Source organism: Pseudomonas sp. F1_0610 (genome assembly GCF_047470865.1).
Taxonomy (GTDB): Bacteria; Pseudomonadota; Gammaproteobacteria; order Pseudomonadales; family Pseudomonadaceae; genus JAZDRH01.
Genome location: NZ_JAZDRH010000003.1, coordinates 141,938 through 162,472, shown reverse-complemented (window position 1 = coordinate 162,472; position 20,535 = coordinate 141,938). Strand labels below are relative to the sequence as shown.

The 20,535-nt window shown below is 43.0% G+C and carries 21 protein-coding genes; 12 read left to right on the top strand and 9 right to left on the bottom strand.

The window, feature by feature from the left end:
* Positions 1–138: 138 nt before the first annotated feature.
* The 4 genes from VQ643_RS03135 to lgt all read left to right on the top strand — a co-directional run bounded on the left by VQ643_RS03135 (position 139) and on the right by lgt (position 3,720).
* Positions 139–1,497 carry an MFS transporter gene (locus VQ643_RS03135; RefSeq protein ID WP_414197813.1) on the top strand — a complete coding sequence of 453 codons (1,359 nt, stop codon included), beginning with the start codon at positions 139–141 and terminating at the stop codon, positions 1,495–1,497.
* Positions 1,498–1,584: 87 nt separating this feature from the next.
* Positions 1,585–2,073 carry a GNAT family N-acetyltransferase gene (locus VQ643_RS03130; protein WP_414197853.1) on the top strand — a complete coding sequence of 163 codons (489 nt, stop codon included), beginning with the start codon at positions 1,585–1,587 and terminating at the stop codon, positions 2,071–2,073.
* A 42-nt stretch (positions 2,074–2,115) separates the two neighbouring features.
* A complete protein-coding gene (locus VQ643_RS03125; RefSeq protein ID WP_414197812.1) occupies positions 2,116–2,910 on the top strand; it encodes a sulfite exporter TauE/SafE family protein in 795 nt (264 codons plus the stop codon).
* A 9-nt stretch (positions 2,911–2,919) separates the two neighbouring features.
* The gene (gene lgt, locus VQ643_RS03120; RefSeq protein ID WP_414197811.1) at positions 2,920–3,720 is read left to right on the top strand and encodes a prolipoprotein diacylglyceryl transferase; all 801 of its coding nucleotides are present in this window, start codon (positions 2,920–2,922) and stop codon (positions 3,718–3,720) included.
* Positions 3,721–3,761: 41 nt separating this feature from the next.
* On the opposite strand, the gene VQ643_RS03115 is transcribed toward lgt, so the two are convergent.
* Positions 3,762–4,217: a bacteriohemerythrin gene (locus VQ643_RS03115; RefSeq protein ID WP_414197810.1), complete on the bottom strand. Its 456-nt coding sequence runs from the start codon at positions 4,215–4,217 to the stop codon at positions 3,762–3,764.
* Positions 4,218–4,382: 165 nt separating this feature from the next.
* On the opposite strand from VQ643_RS03115, the gene VQ643_RS03110 reads away from it, so the two are divergent.
* The 4 genes from VQ643_RS03110 (at position 4,383) to VQ643_RS03095 (ending at position 7,875) form a co-directional block, all read left to right on the top strand.
* Positions 4,383–5,177 carry a thymidylate synthase gene (locus VQ643_RS03110; protein ID WP_414197809.1) on the top strand — a complete coding sequence of 265 codons (795 nt, stop codon included), beginning with the start codon at positions 4,383–4,385 and terminating at the stop codon, positions 5,175–5,177.
* A gap of 164 nt (positions 5,178–5,341) precedes the next feature.
* On the top strand, positions 5,342–6,319 hold the full coding sequence (locus VQ643_RS03105) for a DUF2157 domain-containing protein (protein ID WP_414197808.1): 978 nt from the start codon (positions 5,342–5,344) through the stop codon (positions 6,317–6,319).
* Complete coding sequence (locus tag VQ643_RS03100; RefSeq protein ID WP_414197807.1) at positions 6,312–7,397, top strand: DUF4401 domain-containing protein; 1,086 nt, start codon at positions 6,312–6,314, stop codon at positions 7,395–7,397. The genes VQ643_RS03105 and VQ643_RS03100 overlap by 8 nt, the downstream gene beginning before the upstream one ends.
* A complete protein-coding gene (locus tag VQ643_RS03095; RefSeq protein WP_414197806.1) occupies positions 7,390–7,875 on the top strand; it encodes a GDYXXLXY domain-containing protein in 486 nt (161 codons plus the stop codon). The genes VQ643_RS03100 and VQ643_RS03095 overlap by 8 nt, the downstream gene beginning before the upstream one ends.
* Positions 7,876–7,905: 30 nt before the next feature.
* On the opposite strand, the gene VQ643_RS03090 is transcribed toward VQ643_RS03095, so the two are convergent.
* The 4 genes from VQ643_RS03090 to ilvA all read right to left on the bottom strand — a co-directional run bounded on the left by VQ643_RS03090 (position 7,906) and on the right by ilvA (position 11,417).
* Complete coding sequence (locus VQ643_RS03090) at positions 7,906–8,799, bottom strand: cation diffusion facilitator family transporter (RefSeq protein WP_414197805.1); 894 nt, start codon at positions 8,797–8,799, stop codon at positions 7,906–7,908.
* Between the two features lie 67 nt (positions 8,800–8,866).
* Positions 8,867–9,307: a hypothetical protein gene (locus VQ643_RS03085; RefSeq protein ID WP_414197804.1), complete on the bottom strand. Its 441-nt coding sequence runs from the start codon at positions 9,305–9,307 to the stop codon at positions 8,867–8,869.
* Positions 9,308–9,442: 135 nt separating this feature from the next.
* Positions 9,443–9,889, bottom strand: coding sequence for a DUF2269 family protein (locus VQ643_RS03080; protein WP_414197803.1), 447 nt, complete (start codon positions 9,887–9,889; stop codon positions 9,443–9,445).
* 10 nt (positions 9,890–9,899) lie between these two features.
* Positions 9,900–11,417 carry a threonine ammonia-lyase, biosynthetic gene (gene ilvA, locus VQ643_RS03075; RefSeq protein ID WP_414197802.1) on the bottom strand — a complete coding sequence of 506 codons (1,518 nt, stop codon included), beginning with the start codon at positions 11,415–11,417 and terminating at the stop codon, positions 9,900–9,902.
* A 123-nt stretch (positions 11,418–11,540) separates the two neighbouring features.
* On the opposite strand from ilvA, the gene rpiA reads away from it, so the two are divergent.
* Positions 11,541–12,212: a ribose-5-phosphate isomerase RpiA gene (gene rpiA / locus VQ643_RS03070; RefSeq protein ID WP_414197801.1), complete on the top strand. Its 672-nt coding sequence runs from the start codon at positions 11,541–11,543 to the stop codon at positions 12,210–12,212.
* A gap of 55 nt (positions 12,213–12,267) precedes the next feature.
* Here rpiA and VQ643_RS03065 read toward each other — a convergent pair whose 3' ends face one another.
* The gene (locus VQ643_RS03065; protein ID WP_414197800.1) at positions 12,268–13,476 is read right to left on the bottom strand and encodes an MFS transporter; all 1,209 of its coding nucleotides are present in this window, start codon (positions 13,474–13,476) and stop codon (positions 12,268–12,270) included.
* A 170-nt stretch (positions 13,477–13,646) separates the two neighbouring features.
* On the opposite strand from VQ643_RS03065, the gene VQ643_RS03060 reads away from it, so the two are divergent.
* On the top strand, positions 13,647–14,261 hold the full coding sequence (locus VQ643_RS03060; RefSeq protein ID WP_414197799.1) for a TetR/AcrR family transcriptional regulator: 615 nt from the start codon (positions 13,647–13,649) through the stop codon (positions 14,259–14,261).
* A 405-nt stretch (positions 14,262–14,666) separates the two neighbouring features.
* Here the strand turns inward: VQ643_RS03060 and VQ643_RS03055 are convergent, their stop codons facing one another.
* Positions 14,667–15,572, bottom strand: coding sequence for an SdiA-regulated domain-containing protein (locus tag VQ643_RS03055; RefSeq protein ID WP_414197798.1), 906 nt, complete (start codon positions 15,570–15,572; stop codon positions 14,667–14,669).
* 89 nt (positions 15,573–15,661) lie between these two features.
* Here VQ643_RS03055 and VQ643_RS03050 point away from each other — a divergent pair, with 89 nt between their 5' ends.
* On the top strand, positions 15,662–16,858 hold the full coding sequence (locus tag VQ643_RS03050; RefSeq protein ID WP_414197797.1) for a class I SAM-dependent rRNA methyltransferase: 1,197 nt from the start codon (positions 15,662–15,664) through the stop codon (positions 16,856–16,858).
* 179 nt (positions 16,859–17,037) lie between these two features.
* A complete protein-coding gene (ilvD, locus tag VQ643_RS03045; RefSeq protein ID WP_414197796.1) occupies positions 17,038–18,876 on the top strand; it encodes a dihydroxy-acid dehydratase in 1,839 nt (612 codons plus the stop codon).
* 51 nt (positions 18,877–18,927) lie between these two features.
* Here ilvD and VQ643_RS03040 read toward each other — a convergent pair whose 3' ends face one another.
* Positions 18,928–19,386: a hypothetical protein gene (locus VQ643_RS03040; RefSeq protein ID WP_414197795.1), complete on the bottom strand. Its 459-nt coding sequence runs from the start codon at positions 19,384–19,386 to the stop codon at positions 18,928–18,930.
* Positions 19,387–19,732: 346 nt separating this feature from the next.
* A complete protein-coding gene (locus VQ643_RS03035) occupies positions 19,733–20,440 on the bottom strand; it encodes an MgtC/SapB family protein (protein WP_414197794.1) in 708 nt (235 codons plus the stop codon).
* Between the last annotated feature and the right edge of the window lie 95 nt (positions 20,441–20,535).

Below are 20,535 nucleotides of genomic sequence, written 5' to 3'. Positions count from 1 at the left end.
AACCTTTACATTTAAAGGTTATCTTTTTAGCCTTTATCTTTACCCTGTACATATCAACCTATCCTCTATAACGTTCTTCTTGTTCTTTTATAAGTATTTTTGACGTTAGATTTTGTTTTAACCCTTGCTGGAACCACCATGGAACTTTGGAAAGACTTCCGTTCACTGTACTTTTCAACCTTACTCTTGATGTTGGGCTCAGGCCTATTAAGTACATTTTTAGGCCTCTATATTGCACAGCATGCCAATGGATTCTGGGTTGGTGCGCTAATGACGTCGTTTTACCTTGGTTTGGTTCTAGGCGGTAAATTAGGGCATAAGCTGATTGCCCGAGTTGGTCATATTCGTGCATTTGTTGCCTGTGCTGGTTTTGTTACTGCGGCTATTATGTGCCATGGTTTAACTGAGCAGCTCAGCATGTGGTTATTGCTGCGCTTTCTGGTTGGATTAAGCACTATGTGTATGTATATGGTGATTGAAAGCTGGCTAAATGAGCAATCAAGTACCGAAAACCGCGGTATTATTTTTTCAGGCTATATGATGGCGGCCTATATGGGGCTAGTTTTAGGGCAGCTAGTATTAGCTAGTTTTCCTGAGTTAGGCAGCAAACTACTGCTTTTGGTCGCTATGTGTTATTCCATGTGTTTAGTGCCTGTAGCACTGACCAAGCGCCTGCATCCTAATCCGTTAAAGCCTGCTCGCCTTGCTCCCTTGTATTATTTCAAACACGCCAAAGTAGCTATGATTACTAGTTTTCTATCAGGCATGATGGAAGGTTCTTTTTATGGACTCGCACCTTTTTACGCGAAGCAGCTAGGATTTAACACAACGCACATTGGGTTATTTGTTGCTACCTGCATTGTTGCTGGGGTATTTATTCAATGGCCCATGGGCTGGTTCTCTGATCACTTTCAACGCCCAAAAGTTATTCGTGCAGTAGGCGCTGGGTTAATTCTCTGTGCTATTCCCCTTGCGGTACTTACTGACCTTAATGAATGGATTGTATTTGCTATAGGTGCTGCAACCTGTGCCTTCTTATTTAGTGTTTACCCTTTAGCTATTGCCTTTGCCAATGACCATATAGCACCTCGTCGCCGCGTATCTTTAACCGCTGTCTTGCTTGCTGTATTTGGACTCGGTGCCAGTATTGGCCCTATTTCAGCAGGCTTATTAATGACTTACTTTGGGCCTAATATGCTCTTTGCATTCTTTGCAGCCGCCTCTCTATTAATTGTATTAACTGCGCGTTCACAAGCTGTTCCTGCACCTATTGCTAAGAGCGATGCAGTACAACATATGCATATGCCAAGTAGCTTAACCAGCTCGCCTCTTGTGGTTGCTTTAGATCCACGTATAGATGAAGAAATGGTGCAAGAAGAAATGGTTATGGATGCCGCTGAATTAGAAGCACACAACTACGAACCTGAAGGACAAGTAGTTGAACCTGTTAGTAATGACAATGTCACCCTAGAAGAAGAAAACAGTCAAAAAGACTAAACTAAGCTAAAATATGTCGACTTATAACAATAGGAGAAAAGAAAGCTTGTTCTTTCTTCGCTAATAATGAGTTTTGCTATACGTTTAATGCAGGCTAATGATATTCCTGCCATCATGAAAATCCAGGCGCAAGCCTATCATGAATTAACCCAAGAGAGCGAAGATGTGATTTTTGCTCGTCTGCAAGAAGTCCCTGACCTAGCTTGGGTTGCTGAAGATGACCTTGGTGTCTGTGGTTACTTATTTAGTTACCGGTCTAACTTGGGCGAAATAACACCATTGGATGGTAAGTTCTGCCCTGCCAAAACCCCAGATTGCCTTTATCTACATGATTTAGCGGTATCAACACGTGCTGGCGGCCGTGGCATTGGTCCTGCACTGGTAGAACATAAATTATCTCTCGCCAAACAAGATCAGCTACCTTACTCTGCCCTAGTTTCTGTACAAGGTTCTGCACCTTTTTGGTCACGTTTTGGTTATACCATCCGCCATGACTTAACAGCTCAACAGCGTCAAATATTAGCAACCTATACTGGAGCTGCGGTATATATGACACGTGATTTAACCACTGCTTAATCCGATTAGCTGAAAATAAAAATTAACCAAGAGAGGTTATACATGGCTGCTGTACTCCTTACCTATCTTGTTCTTGGGGCAGCAGCTGGCGTGCTGGCGGGCTTGTTCGGTGTTGGTGGCGGTTTAATTATAGTTCCTGCCTTAGTTTATAGCTTTAAAGCACAGGGTGTGGCACCTGATATTTTGACGCATCTTGCTATAGGTACTTCGCTGGCAACTATTATTTTTACCTCAATCAACTCTGCACTTGAGCACAACAAAAAAGGGGCTGTGCTGTGGTCATTAGTCGCTTGGCTAAGTGTTGGTATTATTCTTGGCACAGCTTTAGGTGCCAAAACAGCCGCTTTGCTCAACGGTGAGCATTTACAGAAGATTATTGGCGTTTTTGCCATCGTAATGGCAATCAAAATGGCGTTTGATATAGGACCTAAACAACCAGCACAAGGTCCTTCTCCACGCAAGCCTGCATTATTATCTGCAGGGGGTGTCATTGGCTGGGCATCGGCTATTTTTGGTATTGGTGGCGGCACCTTAACAGTGCCCTTTTTAACATGGCGTGGCGTTAGTATGCAGCGGGCTGTAGCAACTTCCTCAGCTTGTGGCGTGCCTATTGCAGCATCAGGCGCATTCATGTTTATGCTAAATGGTTGGGGAGACCCACAACTACCTGAATACAGTTTAGGTTTTGTTTACCTGCCCGCCATGCTAGGTATTGCACTAACTTCAATGATTTTCGCACGTTTTGGCGCTCGTTTAGCACATCGTTTGCAACCTAAACGGCTAAAACAACTCTTTGCATTATTACTAGTTAGTGTTGGAACTAGTTTTTTCATATAAGGAATTTACATGCTGTCCTATCCCAATATTGATCCTGTAGCTTTCGCTCTAGGGCCGTTGCAAGTACATTGGTATGGTCTTATGTACTTAATCGGCATTGGCGCCGCATGGGCGCTTGCCAAAATGCGTATGAAACGCTTTGATCCTAGCTGGACCAATGAAACCCTATCTGACTTGGTTTTTTTATGTGCTATGGGGGTTATGCTAGGTGGGCGCCTTGGTTATGTATTGTTTTATGATTTGCAGTCCTACATCAATCAGCCTCTACTGATCCTACAAGTATGGAAAGGCGGCATGTCGTTCCACGGCGGCTTATTAGGCGTCATTCTGGCCATGGTGATCTTTAGCCGAAAACAGAAAAAACCCTTCTTCGAGCTCGCTGATTTCGTCGCCCCCTTAGTGCCTATTGGCTTAGGTGCGGGTCGTATTGGTAACTTTATTAATGGCGAGTTGTGGGGTAAAGCCACTGATGCAAGCTGGGCCATGGTCTTCCCTACAGATCCTCTGCAATTAGCACGTCATCCTTCCCAGCTTTATCAATTTGCCTTGGAAGGCGTTGCGCTATTCTTAATTCTTTGGATTTACTCACGTAAACCACGGCCAACAGCCGCTATTTCAGGTCTATTTGTGACTTGCTACGGCATCTTCCGCTTTATGGTTGAGTTTGTACGAGAACCTGATGCGCAACTGGGCTACTTAGCCTTCAACTGGGTAACCATGGGGCAAGTTCTAAGCTTACCTATGATGGCTTTTGGTGTTGGTTTAATGCTTTGGGCCTATAAACGCCAAGCAAGCTTAGCCGCAAGATAATGTTTTTGCCCACTTAGACTGAATAAGTGGGCATTTGAGCATTAACGGAAAAAGCGTCCTAATAAAGAACTGACTACTCCACTTTTCTTAGTGATTTTCTTTACATAAGGCACATAATCTCGATCCTCATGTTTTACATGGCTGACTAACCATAAGCCAATATAGATGCGTACTTGCTCTGCTATTTTAAAGGGATCTGCTCCACTATTGAGCTTATCTAAATAGCTCATTGCTCGTTTTTTAAAACTTTCATGAATCTTATGATGCGCCTCTAGCAATGGATAGTTAGCCTGCTCCATTAAAGACTCTTCAAAAGTATTGTGGGAAATAGCGTAGTTCACTAATCCATTAACTACTATCTCAACCTCTTGTGCATTGCGTGCAGCAATAGCGTCATCAATTTCTTTAAAGTAGGTAAATAATTGTCGATGCTGCTGATCAACGACATCAATGCCCAACACATACTCGTCGGACCAAGTTAAATCTAAAACTGCCATAATGAGAATTTAAACCTGTACTGTTGAAGTTGTTTTTGTACCATAAATAGCCTTTTATTCTTTAAGCCTAGATCAATGCTTGTAATGTTACGGAACTATTACATCTTTATGCCTGCGGCTAATTAAGGCACTATAGGTGCTGCATCCTGACCCATAAGTGATCGAATGAAACAATATCTAGACCTCATGCGCCATGTACGCGAAAACGGCTGCTTTAAAGGCGACCGCACAGGTACAGGTACATTAAGTGTTTTTGGCTACCAAATGCGCTTTAACTTAGCCGATGGTTTTCCTTTAGTGACCACTAAAAAATGTCATTTACGCTCAATTATTTATGAGTTGTTATGGTTTTTACGTGGCGATACTAATATTAAGTATCTAAAAGACCATGGTGTGCGCATCTGGGATGAGTGGGCTGATGAAAATGGCGATCTTGGCCCTGTGTACGGCTATCAATGGCGTAGCTGGCCAACGCCTAATGGTGAGTCCATTGACCAAATCAGCAAGCTCATTGAGATGATTCGTAACACACCCGATTCACGCCGCTTAATTGTCTCAGCTTGGAACCCTGCTCTTGTAGACGACATGGCATTGCCTCCGTGTCACGCTTTATTCCAATTTTATGTCGCTGAAGGTAAATTAAGCTGCCAGCTCTACCAGCGCTCTGCAGATATTTTTCTTGGTGTCCCTTTCAATATTGCAAGCTATGCCTTGTTGACTATGATGGTAGCCCAAGTATGCGGTTTACAAGCAGGCGATTTTATTTGGACTGGCGGTGATTGCCACCTTTATAGCAACCATTTAGAGCAAGCCGACTTGCAGTTATCACGCACGCCGCATGCGCTGCCTACAATGCAAATAAACCCAGCTAGAACAGAGTTAAATGACTTTACTTTTGAAGACTTTGAGCTTCTTAACTATGAAGCCGATCCTCATATTAAAGCTGAAGTAGCTGTATAATAGATAGGCGAGGGCTCCTCGCTTATCCTATGTTGCAAGTATCCCGCTCAAAATGTAACTCATTTACTGATCTAACGTCATATAGTTAACCGCCTAACACATGCTAAATTGAAGCCAATTAGGCACGACCTTGCAGTTCCACTTTTAACCGTAAGGAAGCAATTATGAGCTCAGACGCTCAGCAATTAGTGCAGTGGGTAGAAAATGGTGTGATACCTGCTAAACACTTAGAACAAGCCTTGCATGAGGCTCAAGCTTTCCCTAATACCGCACAAGGCATTCAGTTTTTACAGCGCCTACTACTGACCTTTGGCGTTTTATTCTTATGTAGCGGTATCATTTTCTTTTTTGCATATAACTGGGCAGAACTTACACGTTTTGAAAAATTTGCCATTGCACAAGCTGTACTGGCGTTATCCTTACTGGCCCTAGCCTTTGCTCAATTACACAGCTTAGTAGGACAAGCGATTATTTTTGCCATAGGTCTGATTTTAGGTGCAAATCTGGCACTCTTTGGGCAAACCTACCAAACAGGCGCTGATCCTTATCAGTTATTCCTTACTTGGGCTTTGATGTTGATGCCTTTATCTGCGTTAGCTCGCTCCGCTACCTTATGGTTATGTAGTGCCTTATTACTGGCTTTGGCCAGTCACCTTTATTTAGTTGTGTATAGTTTTAACCAATTTTTGATAAATGATGAGCAGGTTGAGTTTTGGGTATTATTTATACAATCGCTGGCTTGGTTACTTGCTTTTGGTTATGCCTCTAAACGTAATCCAAACAGCGCCACACTGCGTTTAATCTGCCAGACATTTAGTTTTTTCTGCATGTTCTGCGCAACCTATTTGCTATGCTCAGAAATCATTTCTTATAACTACGATGCTCACTACATTTTTACTGTTGTAGTTTGGACAGCTATGCTGGCAACCATGTACTATATTTACCGAGTACGCAGCATTAACCTATTTATTTTAAGTAGTTTTACGCTCTCTATTAGTGTGGTTATTTTTACTATAGTTGCTGATTTAATACATGACTTTGATGCCCTGTCCTTTTTTATCTACGCCTTATTAATTATTGCCTTATCCAGTAGCGCTTTAATTTGGCTACGCAAAGTGGCTAGAGAGGTTCGTCATGCATAATTTAGCGCTATGGCAATCACTAAAAGATAAGCAACTAATTACAGCAGATGCACCTGCTCATACCGAACAGAAAAGTATTTTTATGGCTATTTTGCAGGGTTTTTCTGCATGGCTAGCGGCTTTATTTCTAGGTATTGCGTGTGCCATAAGTGGCTGGTGGCTCTTTAAATCACCGAGTATATTGCTGCTTTGGAGTGGGGTGTTTTTCTTTGTGGTATTCTGGCTCTTTCGGGGTAAAGGGCAGTTCAGTTCTTTCTTTGAGCAAATAGCACTAGCGTTGAGTTTGTGTGCACAAGGATTCTTTATTGTAGGCGCCACATGGTTTCAATTTTATAACCAATATTCTGGTAAAGCTGAAGTCATACATGCCGCGAGTTTAGTCAGTACTTTCTTATATGCTGGTTTATTTTTCTTATTTAATAACCACTGGCACCGAATTCTAAGCGTTGTTGGCTTCAGTATAAGTTTAATTTTAGTTAATCGCTTTAATGCTTTATCTATCTTTCCAGCTATTTATTTACTGCTATTAGCTTTCTGCGCCAGTCACCAGTACCGCAACCTGTCTTTTATCTCATTTATACGTCCACTTATGTACGGACTATTGGTGAGTCTCATATTGCTCATCTGCATGTGGACATGGTGGCTGGAGTTAATCTATGACTTTATACGCTATAGCGCATGGAGAGATACTTGGTCGCAAACGCCAAAGTGGCTAGAACAAGGTGTATTGATTGCGGCAGAGTTATTTATCTTAGCTCACCTAATTCGCTTCCATGGTCAACCTAAGTCCAGGCTCTATATTCTTTACTTGCCACTTTTGGCGTTAATCTTAACTGCGCAATATTTTATGCCGCCACTAGGTATATTAGCTGGCCTTATATTGATTGGCTTTACCTTGGCAGTTCCAGTTATCAAGTGGGCAGGGTTAGTGAGTACAGTTTTGTATATTTCTTGGTTCTACTACAGTTTGCAATGGTCGTTATTTGATAAATCATTAATGTTAATGGCACTAGGCGCTGGCTTGCTATTGATTAGCTGGATCCTCAACCGCTTTCATAAGGAGCTAGTAAATGCGTAAATGGCTAACTATTGCCTTTGCAGTGCTTTGCTTAGCAGTGATTAATTACAGCATTTGGCAAAAAGAACAACAGTTGGCTCAAGGCAGAGTTGCCTTTTTAAAACTAGCACCTGTTGATCCTCGCTCTCTCATGCAGGGCGACTATATGGTGCTACACTTTGATATCGCAAACAAAATACAGCAATCACTGAAATCAAGGTCATCTACTGAGGGGCATGTTATTGTTGATCTTGATGAGCAACAAATAGCCCACTTTAATGCGCTGGATGAAGGCCAAGCGCTGAACGTCAATCAGCTTCGCATGCAATTTAGAATACGCCGCGGCCGGGTCATGCTAGCCACCAATGCGTTCTTCTTTCAAGAAGGCCACGGCTCAGCCTACGATGCAGCACAGTATGGTGAGTTTAGAGTATCCGACAGTGGTGAGCTATTACTGAAAGACATGTATGATGCTGAGCTAAAACTGATTAAACCTTAAACGAGAAACAGCGATTCCAAGTCGCTGTTTTTAATGTAAGTGCTCATTTTCGCTATTATCCGCATATTCCATTTGCAGTGTCGTATGTTTTAATGTCGCAAAGCTCTGGCTAATTCGTTGCTCAATTGCAAGCCGTACTCTGTCACTAGCAAAGCCTTCTTTTAATACCACATGAGCTGTTAGCATGGGTTTATTTTGCGTTAATGCCCAAAGATGTAGATCATGCACACTCGCGACACCTTCAGTTTCAGTAATCAACTGCTCAATTTCTTGCACATCCATATGGCTCGGTACGCCTTCTAACAGTAGGTTCAAACACTCTTTAAGCAATACCCAAGTACGCGGAAACACCATAAAGCCAATAAGCACGGCTAACACTGAATCTACCCATTGCCAGCCTGTATTCCAAATAATAATGGCGCCAATAATAACGGCTAGCGAACCTAGCATGTCTGCCCAAACCTCAAGGTAAGCACCTTTTACATTCAGACTTTCATCTTTGGCTTTGCTTAATAAGCGCATAGACACTAGGTTAACTATTAAGCCAGCAACCGCCACCAACAACATACCTAAGGTTTGAATATCGCTATCTGAGCCAATGCGTTTAATAGCGGCGTACAAAATATAAATAGCGACAGCTAACAAAATCAATGCATTAGCCGCTGCTGCCAGCACTTCAAAACGTGCATAGCCATAAGTACGCAGCAAGTCGGCAGCTTTACGCCCAGCATAGATAGCAATTAGCGCCAGCAATAGTGCAATAGAATCAGTCAGCATGTGCATTGCATCTGATATCAATGCCAAGCTACCCGTTAACCAGCCGCCAAGTACCTCGACCAACATAAAGCCCGCAGTTAATGCAAAGGCGATAGTCAGCCGTGTTTCTGGTAACTTAGAAATATCATGTTGATGATCATGGGCCATGCATTCACCACTGAAAAATAATCATGCATAAAAAAGGCGACTCAAGGTCGCCATTTTCAATCAAAGCTTAGCCATTTTCACGCATGATATTGACGAAGGTATTGGCTACGTTAGTTAGCATGCCTAAATAGCGGAAAAAGACAGCCCCAGTTAGCGCTTGATCATTTTCGACAACAAACTCAACAGCAGCAACTAGGTTGCTTTCATCACGCTTGACCTGAACCTTTGCACCTTTTGAATCTAAGTTAGCACGATTCGCCGCACGATAAGCACGTTCTAGTTCCTCAGCAGACTCAATTTCCCAGAAATTAGGCAGTAAAATAGAGACATAGTTTGTATCTTCAGCATCTGTCATGAGTAGACAGTTATTTTTTTCATACTTAAACACTAAATCCCATGTTTTGCTTTGCTCATCCCAACTTAGCTCGCCTTCTGCAAAACCTTCAGCTTTTAATAATTGTTGAATATGGTGGGCTTTCTGTTCTGCTACAGCTTTTTCTATAGCCATGTGTAATTCCTTGAAATGAGTAAAAATAGTTTGTTTAAGCTTAACGGTTTTTACTCAATAGTGAAAAGATAAAGCATAAAACAGTGAGTTATCTCATATTTTATGAGTTAGGTTATTAAAAGCTGGCGTTTTTAGCTAGAGCGGTTTAGCACCCATGATCGCACTAATAGCTATCAGTACAAGCAAAATTAAAAGCGCCCACACTAAACACCAGCGTTTCTGCTTTGAGGCCAGCGATGGCTTTGGCTGTTTTGACCAAACAAGTAATTGACGACCTAAGAGTGCTGCTAAAATAAACACCAATGGCAATAGGTAAATACCCAACGCTAACCATTTTAAATCCAAAGGCCAATGTGCAATATGCGCCATCCACCAACCTGATATTGGCAGACTTAAACTAAGTAGCATAAAGGCAGGAATACTAATACGCGCACTGCGCACAATTTTACGTAGCAACAGGCTCTCATTAACCTCGGCTTTGCTGCTTGCTCGCCACAGCATAATAATATGCGCCAACATACCTGCTATGAGCAGAACAGCAGGAACGCCATGTGCGATACGAATGAGTAAATAAGTGTCCATAGACTTCTCTTTATTGCGCTAAAAACAGTTTATATGCAGGGTTGTCCGTTTCATCCCAATATGGGTAACCAATACTATTAAAGGCTTCAGGGACAAGATGCATTTCATCATCAGGTACTTGCAATGCAGCTAATACGCGCCCTTCAGCGGCACCATGATTTCGATAATGAAACATTGAAATATTCCAATGACCGCCGAGTTTATTTAAGAAATTAAATAACGCGCCAGGACGTTCTGGAAACTCAAAACGATATAAACGCTCATTTATTACCGCATCATTATGGCCACCCACCATGTGGCGAATATGTAACTTCGCCAGTTCGTTTTCTGTTAGGTCAATCACAGGAAACCCTGCTTCATCCAACTGTTTAAGTAACTCAGAACGAGGATCTAATTCAGGATGCGTTTGTACGCCAACAAAGATATGCGCCTGCTCTTTGCTATGAAATCTGTAATTAAATTCAGTAATTTGACGTTTTCCAATAGCTTCGCAAAAGCGTTTAAAGCTGCCTGGATTCTCTGGAATGGTAACAGCAATAATAGCTTCCCGTTGCTCGCCTAACTCGGCACGTTCAGCCACATGGCGTAAACGGTCAAAATTGACATTGGCACCAGAATCAATAGCAACAAGGTTTTGATCTTTAATAGCTGAGCGTGCTACATATTTTTTGATACCTGCAACAGCCAACGCGCCTGATGGCTCAGTAATGGAGCGCGTATCATCATAAATATCTTTCATAGCCGCACAAATTTCATCGCTGCTTACTGTGATTACCTCGTCAACATAATCACGGCATACAGCAAAGGTATGCTCGCCAATTTGCGATACAGCAACCCCATCAGCAAAAAGCCCTACTTGAGGTAAAGAAACACGCTCGCCAGCCGCCATAGCTGCCTGTAAGCAATTAGAATCTTCTGGCTCTACACCAATCACCTTAATTTCAGGGCGAACATATTTGATATAGGCGGCCACACCTGCAATTAGCCCACCGCCACCGCAAGGTACAAATACAGCATGTAACGCACCTTGATGCTGACGTAAGATTTCCATCGCAACAGTGCCCTGCCCCGCAATCACATCCGGATCATCATAAGGGTGGATATATACAAAGCCTTTTTCTTCAACTAAACGCAATGAATGGGCTAACGACTCAGGGAAAGCATCACCATGGAGTACCACACGAGCTCCACGCGCGCGCACCGCTTTTACTTTAATTTCAGGCGTAGTTTTAGGCATAACAATAGTAGCTTTAATGCCTAAGTGCTTTGCAGCTAACGCCACACCTTGAGCATGATTACCTGCTGAAGCTGTCACTACTCCGCGTGCTTTTTCAGCCTCACTCAGCTGAGCAATTTTATTGTAAGCACCACGAATTTTGAACGAGAAAACAGGTTGTAAATCTTCACGTTTCAATAAAATACTGTTGCCTAAGCGCTGTGACAGTTGATAGGCCGATTGTAGTGGTGTTTCTTCTGCGACATCGTAAACACGCGCCGTCAGGATTTTTCTTACATATTGTTCAAGCATGGCGGGAAATTCTAGAAATTAACGAAAGCCTATGAGTCTACTCCACGAACTGGCGAACAACCACACCAAAACTAAACAAAAGCGTATAATCACCGCAATTTACAACCAAGTGTGGACCTCCCTGTGAATCAAGATCAATTAAAGCAAGCTGTTGCCAAGGCGGCAATTGACTACATCCGCCCTTATTTAGCTAAGGATACTGTTCTTGGTATTGGCACTGGCTCAACTGCCAATTTTTTTATTGATAGGCTGGCTGATTTACGTGGCGATTTTGCCGGTGCTGTTGCTAGCTCTGAGGCTACAGCCGAGCGCTTAAAAAAACACGGTATTGAAGTGTATGACTTAAACACTGTTGCCAGCCTTGATTATTATATTGACGGGGCTGACGAGGCCGATGCCAATTTAGCACTCATCAAAGGCGGTGGTGCAGCACTTACGCGTGAAAAAATTGTCGCCGCTGTCGCTAAAACCTTTATTTGCATTGCTGACGGCAGTAAAAAAGTAGAAGTGTTGGGTAACTTCCCTCTACCTGTAGAGGTTATTCCTATGGCACGTAGTTATGTTGCACGTCAAATTGTAAAGCTTGGTGGTGACCCTGTTTACCGCCAAGGCGTTGTTACTGATAACGGCAATGTGATTCTAGACGTGCATAACATGCAAATTAACCATCCTGTCGAATTAGAAATCGCGCTAAACAATATTGTAGGCGTTGTAACGAATGGCTTATTTGCAGCACGCCCAGCCGATGTGCTTTTACTGGGTACAGTAAATGGCGTAGAAACATTAAAACCCTAAGCCTATGCGCAGTAATAGCACATCAGCTATTACTGCTTTTTACTGGTTTAGCAGATTAACAGGCATCTGTCGTTGAGCACTGCGCTGATGTATTCGACAGCCCTTTTGCCATGGTAAAAACTAATAACAACGCCAACATAGCAATCCCCAGCATACTTAGCATCAGTACTATGCCGCTGTAGTAATCCATAATAAATCCGCCAACTAAGCTACCAATAGTAATTAAGATTAAGAACATAAAGGTTATTAGTGCCGAGCCTTTTTCAATCAGATGCGGCACATGAATATGCATCCAGATATTGATGCTGGCAGGAACCAGCCCTGATGCAATACCCCACAATGAAATTAAGGTAACTGCAACCCAAACGTTAATGGCTGAAACAGCAAATAAGGCAAACGTCAAACTCAGCAAAAATGCACTTAGCGCAAAGTTATAACGGATATTATATCTACCCAAATAACCTGCTAGCAGATTACCCACTACGCTTGCCACGCCAAAAACCAATAATAAGCCTGATATTTCTGAATCTGAAAAGCCTGCAGTTTTCTTAAAGAAAGCGGTGAAATAGTTATACACAGAGAAATGCGCTAAAAAGATTAGTGTGAATAAAATTAAGCCTTTACGTGCAATAGGGTGTGAAGGCATTAACAGTAGCTCTTTCCAGCGTAAAACAGAGGTGGGTTTTAAACTTGGCAATGAAATATACTGCAAAACCCACGCTAGCAAACCTGCCACCACTAACGCCCAATAAGGTGTGCGCCAGCTATAGTGATCCGCTAGCCAAGCGCCTAAAGGTACGCCAATCACAGTGACTAAGGTGACTGCTGAAAAAAAGATGGTCACTGCGGTCGCAACGGACAAACGAGTAGGCGCTAAACGTAACACCAAACCTGCAGCCACACCCCAAAAGCCCCCTAGAGCAATGCCTAAAGCAAAGCGCCCAATGAGTACTAAAGTAAAATCTGTAGCTAAAGCGGTAATCAAATTAGCCACAATCATCAGCCCAACCAACAACAAGAGCACAATACGTCTATCTAAATTTTTCGCATAAATAGGAATAAACAATGAAGACATCATGCCTGCAATAGAGGTTACAGTGACTGTTAAGCCCGCTGAACCTACGGATATTTGAAAATCATGGGCAATATTATTGAGAACACTAATAGCCAAAAACTCGCCTGTCACAATGATAAAACAAGCAAAAGTTGCCGAAAGTAACGCCAGCCAGCTACCATTATGCGACGGAGAATGAGATGTTGTCATACAAGTACCAAAAGAAATTGATCGCTATAAATTCTATTTTTATAATGATCGCTATAAAATAGAGCAGCTATTTTTCATAGGTTGCTGACGGCTGTCAATTATTTTTTTAGCAATCGTTACAAAATTAAATCATACTGTGGAGCGCATCATTTGCTGAACAACGTGAGATTATGAGTACTACAAAACGCGGACGCCCTAAACGCTTTGACGAACAAGAAGCCTTACAAAAAGCCATGTTATTATTTTGGCAAAATGGCTATATTGCTACGTCTATTAGCGACTTAACACAGGCTTTAGGCATTACTGCGCCTAGCTTGTATTGTAGTTTTGGCGATAAAGCTTCGTTATTTAATCGTTGTATTGATTATTATCTCACACATGAAGCCTGCCCTATTCTACCTATTATGGAAAAGGCTAAAACCGCCAAAGTTGCTTTTGAATTACTGATGTACGATTCAGCCAAAAGACTAGTTCAACCAGATAAGCCTATGGGTTGCATGCTCATCACAGCCACTATGAGCGGTGCGCATGAAATTCCGGAAGTGCAACACAATGTGCAAGAAAAACGCAAAAGCTATAAACAGCATTTGCTGCAACGGTTACAACTTGGCATAGAACAAGGCGATGTCGCCGCTAACGCTCCCATACAGGCCATCACTGATTTTTATCTTACTGTTATCAATGGCCTAACTGTGCAAGCCTGCGATGGTGCCAGCTTAGAAGAACTCAATCACGTTATTTTTAATGCGATACAAGCTTGGCCTATTTTTCAAGCTCAACCCTAAATTGGGCTAACCTTTGTTTTAATGTACAGTAATAGGGTGATCGATAAGGCTCTACTAGCAAAGTCACCCCTTTATACATCATGCTTAGAGCACAACACCAGCATACAAAGTTGCAATAACATCAAGCTTATCTGCATGCACTGCCGCAGCGTTAGGCTTTGCTATCCAAAACTAAAGGTAGGCGTGAAATCTTTTCTGCCAAAAACTACGGCTAACAATTGAGTATTAGTCGCTATGACAGCAGGCGCTGGAATGGCGCAACTTACCACCTGATTACGTGCCCAAGGCAGCTAACGCTATTACCTGAGCACGCCACACAAGATTTACTTGTTACTATTTTCAGCCCTAGCGCCAAACCACTAAGGCCGAAAATTTCTTTAGCACCGTTTTTACGCCAGTAATAGATTATTTGCCCACTGCCGCCGCAGACTCAGGCGTCGCAAACCAGTAAAACAGATTAGGCTCAGCGACCATAAAAATATTGCCTTTATCGTCCATCGCCACACCTTCAGCTTGATCAATGGTGCTTGCTAAACCATTAGCACCTAATGTGAGTTTCATATAACTAACAGGCTTGCCTTCTGGGCTGACTTCCATGAGCATCTGCGATTGATCCGACAGCACAATAAGATGACCTGTGCGTGGGTCTACCTCCATCGCTGAAAAATCTTTCATAAAAATGCCTTTACTTGCGACCTGCGTAACTTTCACTGGCCTACTTTTGATATCAACCGTAAATAACCCTTTAGGATCGCGCTCTTTGGCTACCCATAACACTTTATTTTTGTAATCCCAGGCCATGCCCTCAATGCCTTTATTGCCGCCATCGCCGATACCAATCTCAACGATCTCTACGTCTTTCAAATGGACTGTTTGATCTTCTGTAGGCAACTTAAAAATTTTTAGCTGCCCATTACGCTCATTAATCACAGCCACATAGCCGTCATCGAGCACTTCAATTGCTTCAAGATCGCCAAAACCTTCTAACTGAATAACGCGTAAGGTTTCCCCTGTTAATGACATTTCAGCAATTTGTGTTTTTTGTCCTGTCACTGTGAATAAGGTATTGCTTTGATCGTTCCAGCTTAGACCTGAGGTTTCTTCCTCACCAATTTTTGCAATAACCTTAGCCTCAATTGCCACCTCATAATTAGGTAGCCAAATACTACGTTGGCGCTCTTCTAGACTGGTGTGATGCTCTTGCCACCACAGCATAACCTGCTTATCCCACTGTAGAACTACAGTCAAAATAGCCAAAATAAAAACAATCAAAAAAGTTATTAGTGCCCAAGGCGAATTAGCGCTACGCATCGTTTGCGAACTACCTATAATAGTCAAAATGAAAAACGGGCTTAAATAGACAAGGCTCGTGCAAATTAGTTTTGACAGTGGAGATCCTTATGAATTTGCCGGTTTTGCGTTTAAAGCCCAATGCTGACCGCCGCTTGCGCAGTGGCCACCTTTGGATTTACAGCAATGAGGTTGACACCAAAGCAACCCCTTTAGGTGACTTCCAAATGGGTGATCAAGTCATCGTTGAAAATGCCAATGGCAAACCTATGGGCGTAGCCGCATTAAACCCACAACAACTCGTATGCGCGCGCATAGTATCACGCGATACTGGCTACAGTTTAGACAAATCACTGCTAATCCATCGCCTAAAAGTAGCACTGTCATTACGTGAAAACCTATTTGAAAGTCCCTTTTATCGTCTCATCAATGCTGAAGCAGATTTATTACCAGGTCTTGAAATTGATCGTTTTGGTGACGTATTTAGTGTGCAAATTAGCACTCAAGCTATGGAGCGGCTAAAAGACAGCATTGTTGAAGCCTTAGTAAAAAGCTGCAAAGCGCGCACTATTATCTGGCGTAACGACCTGCCCAACCGTGATTTAGAAGGGCTAGAAAAATACCTAGAAACGGCCTATGGCGATGATGATGATGCGGTAGAAGTTATTGAAAACGGTATTCGCTATGTCAGCCCTTTGCTGCTGAAAAAACGCGCACCTTGGAACTATGACCAACGCTTAAATCGCGCTCGACTTGCAGATTATGTGCAAGGAAAACGCGTACTTAGCCTCTATGCTGGTGTTGGTGACTGGGCATTGAATGCCGCTGTAAACGGCGCAAGCCAAGTTGTTTGTTTAGAGCATAGCCAAGACTTAACAGATGTTTTGCTTGCCAATGCTGAAGACAATCATGTTGCTGACTTGATTGAATGCTATCAAGGCGATGTTCTGGCTGGCTTAGATACGCTCAAGTCGACCGAAGAACGATTCGATATTATTTTGGCTGATCCACCTGATTTTATTCGCCGTAAAAAAGACTTTAAAACAGGTGAAGCAGGCTACCGTCGACTATATGAGGGGGCAATGCGCTTGCTAGCCAAAGACGGTTTGTTTATGGTATCTACACGTTCTTTATTTTTTAGCCAAGAAGAAATGCAAAGCAGCTTACTTGCTAGCGCTCGCCACCTTGATCGCAACTTACAAGTATTGGAACGCCAAGGCCAAAGCCCTGATGTTCCGGCACATCCTGCCATTGCTGAAAGCAGTTATTTGAAGCATTTTATTTGTCGTATTTTGCCAAATAGTTAATTTTCTTGCTAATCCATAGTCAGTCTTTGCTTATCCTGCGAAGGCTGGCATAGAATCAAAATTGGCTGCCACTACACTGTGGAAACCCGCTTACTTTGCCAACCGTACGGACATCCCGCGACAGTTCTGCAAGTGTGCAATAACTCGTTCATACCATTTTTATAGTGCTGGAAACCGTCATGCCTGATTATCGCTCAAAAACCTCTACTTTCGGTCGTAATATGGCTGGTGCCCGCGCATTATGGCGCGCCACTGGAATGAAAGATGAAGACTTTCAAAAACCTATTATTGCTATTGCCAACTCTTTCACCCAGTTTGTACCTGGGCATGTACACCTGAAAGACCTCGGGCAGCTGGTGGCGCGTGAAATTGAGCGTGCAGGCGGCGTAGCCAAAGAGTTCAATACCATTGCGGTAGATGATGGTATCGCTATGGGGCACGACGGCATGCTCTATTCGCTACCTAGCCGAGAAATTATTGCCGACTCTGTCGAATACATGGTTAACGCCCATTGTGCTGATGCGTTAGTTTGTATCTCTAACTGCGATAAAATCACTCCCGGCATGTTAATGGCAGCATTGCGCCTAAATATTCCTGTGGTCTTTGTCTCAGGCGGCCCTATGGAAGCTGGAAAAACAAAACTAGCCAACCACGGTTTAGACCTTGTAGATGCCATGGTGATTGCCGCTGATGACAGCTGCAGCGATGAAAAAGTAGCTGAATATGAACGTAGCGCCTGCCCAACCTGCGGCTCTTGTTCAGGCATGTTCACCGCCAACTCAATGAACTGTTTAACTGAAGCGCTGGGGCTATCTTTACCTGGAAATGGCTCCACTTTAGCGACTCACGCTGACCGTAAACAACTGTTCTTGCAAGCAGGACGCACCATAGTTGAGCTATGCAAACGTTATTACCAAGATAACGATGAGCGCGCTCTACCGCGCAATATTGCCAACGTGAAAGCCTTTGAAAACGCCATGACCTTAGATATTGCAATGGGCGGCTCAACCAATACTATTTTGCACTTATTGGCTGCTGCACAAGAAGGCGAGGTGAATTTTGACCTGCGTGATATTGACCGCCTATCACGCCGTGTACCGCAATTATGCAAAGTTGCACCAAATATCCAAAAATATCACATGGAAGATGTGCATCGTGCAGGTGGTATTTTCAGTATTTTAGGTGAACTTTCACGTGCGGGCTTATTGCATACTGACTTACCAACAGTGCATAGCCCAACAATGGCTGATGCTATTGCTAAATGGGATATTCGCATCACACAGGATCAAGACGTGCATCGTTTTTTCAAGGCAGGTCCTGGTGGCATTCCAACACAGGTTGCCTTTAGCCAAGACTCACGCTGGGAAAGCCTTGATTTAGACCGTAGCGAAGGCTGCATTCGCGATCTAGAACACGCCTACTCAACCGAAGGTGGCTTAGCTGTACTTTATGGTAATATCGCCAAAGATGGCTGCGTTGTAAAAACCGCTGGGGTTGATGAATCTATTTTAGTGTTCGAAGGCAGCGCCAAAATCTTTGAAAGCCAAGATGCAGCGGTAAAAGGTATTCTTGCTGATGAAGTTCAAGCAGGCGATGTCGTTATTATTCGCTACGAAGGCCCTAAAGGCGGGCCAGGCATGCAAGAAATGCTCTACCCAACTTCTTACTTAAAATCAAAAGGTTTGGGTAAATCCTGCGCACTATTAACTGATGGACGTTTTTCAGGCGGCACTTCGGGTTTATCTATCGGCCATGCGTCACCTGAAGCGGCAGCTGGTGGTGCTATTGGCTTAGTAGAAAATGGCGACCGTATTCTAATTAACATCCCAGAACGTAGCATTAACCTCTTAGTCAGCGATGCTGAATTAGAACAGCGTCGTGCCCAACAAGATGCTAAAGGCTGGAAACCTGCAACACCTCGCTCACGTAAAGTATCCACAGCATTAAAAGCTTACGCCTTGTTAGCTACCAGTGCAGATAAAGGCGCTGTACGTGATAAAAGCTTATTAGACGACTAAAAACAAAGGGCTACTTATAAGTAATAAGTAGCCCTTTTTAATGTTCTGATTTTAGCAGCCATGCACCGAGCAGCTTGCACCCCAAATAATCATAACGGAAATAGACACAATAATAGCAATAGGAATCCGTGGTACTGTTGCAGCGGCTTTAGCGTCGCCGGCAATATCTTTTTTCGTTTTAAAATAGCTAATGTCACTCGTTATTGACTTAGGCAAGGCATAACGCTGCAAAATTAGCTCGCGATTTTCTACCTCTACTATTTTTCCTGTTCTGGCATACACTATTGGCAGATAAGAAGCTTGCAATTGCTCTTCATTCAGTACAGCTCGTGCTGCGCTTTTAAACTTTGAATCTATTTCTAATTCCACCACAAATAAAGGGTATCTATATTCATTACGCAACTTAGCAAACTGCTCATCTGATATAAGCATGCGTGGAATAAACAAATAGATAGTGCCTTCCACTTGCTCTTGGTCTTGCACCTTCATTTGCGCATGAGCAGAAGCCACCTTACTTGCCCATTCAGACTGAGTAAACTGCTGAAACGCAGCTACTTTGTTGCTAAAAAGACGATAACTTCTTGTATTAGAAATAGCATAAAGATTGTCATTACTAATAAAAAAGGTCTGTATTCATTCCTGCTCATTAGGCTGCTTAGGGTCTTGCACAACAATGTTAGAACAACCACTGAAAAACAACATAACTATTGCAACCAACAAAAGATGCTTCTTTATAGCTATCCTTACATGAAAATCAAAGTGATTGAAAAACCGCGCAACGGTGCAGCTACACACCAGCCTATACAAAGTTAAAGAGCCAAAATAGGAGCTAAGTTGGCTCTTTAACAAGTAAAGATTAAATTTCTTCCTCAGTCTCAGCAATCAGTTTCCAGCTTACTGAGCTTACACTACGCTCTAAGCTAATACGGCTCACGATCTGCTCTAGTTGCGATTGCCCACCAGCCTTAGAAATTAACTCTGCCATGACACAGAGTGAATTAGATTTGCCTTCAATATCTTCGCTTAATAGCGATTGCAAGGCATAGCCTGTATTACCTAGAGAGTGCAGCAATAAGGTACGAACATGCACTTCATCATCCGCATGGCATACAATTTTTACCCGATAATGCTGTTCTTGATCGCTATTTACTACTTCTATTTTGTTAATACGTTGAGCGGCTTCACGGAGCAATATATTGGCACATAGAATAACCAGCATGCCCAAGCTCGCTTCTATGAGTAAACCCAGTCCACATAGCACACCAATAGCCGCTGAGCACCATAGGGTAGCGGCTGTATTCAAACCTCTAACATTAAAGCCTTCGCGCATAATGACACCAGCGCCAAGAAAACCAATGCCTGAGACAACTTGCCCAGCAATACGTCCGGCGCTACTAAAGTCACCTGTATAGGCAGAAACCATAACAAATAAGCAAGCACCTGATGCCACCAAAGCATTAGTGCGCAAGCCCGCCAAACGATGGCGTAGCTGACGCTCGACACCAATCACAGCGCCCAACAACATGGCTACGCCTACGCGTAGTAAAAAGATTTTCCAATCCATAACGGGTCTCCTCTAACTGAGCACCCAAAGGTGAAACTAAAATGAGGCAGGAATAAATCGCTTCTTAGATTAGAAGCGATTTATGTCTTTTATGT